Source organism: Undibacterium sp. JH2W, assembly GCF_049340425.1.
Classification (GTDB): Bacteria; Pseudomonadota; Gammaproteobacteria; order Burkholderiales; family Burkholderiaceae_D; genus Undibacterium.
On sequence record NZ_JBMPOT010000050.1, the window covers coordinates 1 to 2,601 of the forward strand.

2 protein-coding genes are annotated in these 2,601 nt (G+C 42.9%); both read left to right on the top strand.

What is annotated here, in order from left to right; translation table 11 throughout:
* The coding region (locus ACO0LC_RS29000; protein WP_423009708.1) for a hypothetical protein at positions 1–1,839 on the top strand (1,839 nt) is incomplete at its 5' end.
* A 4-nt stretch (positions 1,840–1,843) separates the two neighbouring features.
* Complete coding sequence (locus tag ACO0LC_RS29005) at positions 1,844–2,356, top strand: contact-dependent growth inhibition system immunity protein (RefSeq protein ID WP_423009710.1); 513 nt, start codon at positions 1,844–1,846, stop codon at positions 2,354–2,356.
* Positions 2,357–2,601: the final 245 nt, after the last annotated feature.

Consider the following 2,601-nt stretch of genomic DNA (forward strand, 5'->3'; position numbering starts at 1 on the left):
TATATCACGAGCTTGCAAGCGCAGATCAGTAGTACCAATGCGAAGATTGCGGCTTTGCAGCCTACCACACCATCAGGACCGACTTCGCCTACATCAGTCGAAGTTCAGCAAAATAATGATTTTAAGAACGCGATTACGCAAGTTAATGCCACGACGGTAGTGGCGACTAATCAGTATCAAAACAATCTGGGTCTCGGGAATGTTAATGCGGCCCAGGGGCGTGGAGCTGCGCTGAACAATTCAGTGGATGATGGTGGGCCTAAGCCACAAGCTTTACCCCCAGAAGGCGGTGATGGGAATGAGGAAGATGGCGGTGGCGGTGGCGGGACATCACTGGGAGGTGGTGGCGGTGCAAGTAATTATAATCTCAGTAAATTGACGCCTGAACAGATCGATCAAATTATGGCTCTGTCGAAACGGATCCAGAACGGCGATCATAGTCCTGAAACCGAGGCTCAACTGCAAAATTTGCTGAAAAGTGGCACAGATAGCGGTGCGGATTCCTCTGCTACGAATAACAGCAGTAGTACGACGAATTCAACTGGAAGCAATACGACAAATTCCAACTCCAATTCGGATGTAAAACTTAAATTAGAAGGCACCATTCAAGTCCCAGGAAGGTCCATATTTGAGCCTGCGAATAACGTAGATAAAAAGACACAATTTTCGGAAGGGATGAACAAAACATTTCCAGGTGGGCAGCCATACAAATGGATTGTAGATGGTACTTCTACATTGGTAATGAGAGGGGCAGATGGCAAGTATTACATGGATGTGCCAGGTTCTGGTTCGGCAGCGGTTCTGACTCCAGGTTCTACAGCTATCACCAGTGCTACTTCACCGAACAATTCAATAAATACAGGGGCATACGCTGATACGGACTGGACTCGATTTCATGGTGCAGTGCAAGTACTAGGTGGAATAGGTGGTGTGTTTGGAGCGGGTGCTTTAATGTTGGCAGGTGCAGCATTAACGCCTGAAACGCTTGGTACTAGTATGATACTTTCTGGTTTAGGGTGGACGACCTTAGTAACAAGTGTTGATCAGGTTCTCGCTGGATTGACGACGATGATAACTGGACAAGAAACGAGGACAGTTACTGGAACCGTTATTCAACAAACGACAGGTGCCTCAGCGAAAACTTCAGAACTTATTGCTGGTTTGACGACACTTACGCCTGCAGCAGTGGAAGGAGCGATACTTCTTAAAACTACTAATTCGATATCGGAATATAATGCGGCAATTAGAGCCGGGCAGATTCCTCCAGCAGGATACCAATTATCTGAAGTGTTACCGGATGGAACTCGAGTTCTTATTATTCTGTCTAGTGGTGAAACGGGAATTTTGACAGCCAGCGGGGACTTTATTGCCCAACCAATTGTATCTCAATTAGGAAGATTAGCTACCAAGGCTGATACTGGCATTCAATGGGGAGGAGCTATTCAAAGTCAAGGTCTTCCTTTTGAAAAGTTTGTGAGTCAAAGTCTTACTGACGCAATTAACCTGAATACAGTAAAGCAAAATTTTCCAATATTCGACAATTTTGTTTTGAGTAGTGGAGAAGCCATTAGCGTGAAAACCTTGGATACCACAGCAAGTAGCTATCAAAACGTATCGAATATTACTAGTAAGTTGAGTAGCTATGTTAGCGATACGCTTAACTTTATTAAAGGGGGAAATGAAAACTTTATGCTTTATGATTCAATGATAAATTCAAGAACAATACAGTTGGCCGTCCCTGTTGATACTTCCGCTGCTCAATGGGTTGCAATAAATCAAGCGATTGATAACGCCGCATCAAACGGTGTTAAAATAGTTGTTACTGTGGTAACTAAATAATCATATGAACGAATATCAGCCAGAAAAAATTCAAGGGAAAAATCTTTCCATATTTAAGAACCAAGATTTTTTTTGTTTCTTTGTGCTCACTGGAAGAGGTGTCTTGTTCAAGGATCCTGCGATTCCTTGGCGCTTGTTGCCGCTAAATGCATCAACGGCTACGTTAGGAGAAATGGTAATCTCGCTTTTGAAAAGTAGCACGATATTGTCAGTAGAGGATGCAAAAAAAATATTTGATTCAGGTGATTTGCAAAAAAACAGCCTAATTTGGCAGGAGACTATTTCGGCCGAGTACTCCTACAAAAATAAAGGAAATATGTTTACAAAAATGATTCGATGTGATGTAAAAGAATTGGATGGGGAGATTACGATTGGACCAAGCTGTCATGATAAAATTACCTCATGGCAAGGAATGGCAGATGTTGAAAATGTAATAGTTTCCGTGAACAGTTCTTATGAGGAAGTTGGATTGGCATTATCTGATGCATTTGAGCGGTGTCGGAATGAGGTAAGATAAAATGAAAAAGTGAGCACTACACATACTGCTGCCCTGTTCAATGTTATGCGAAACGAAGTCGGCAAAAAAAGTCGTTCCACTTTAGTGTAGTGGTCTAATAATACCGGACACCGAGATATGTAGTGGTCAAGTATTTTCGGACACAGGGATAGGTTCTTTTTCTACCATTTGTTGCTCATAGACACTGGGCGGCAGATTACCCAGGGTGGAATGCAGACGGATGTTGTTGTAAAAGCTCACAATAT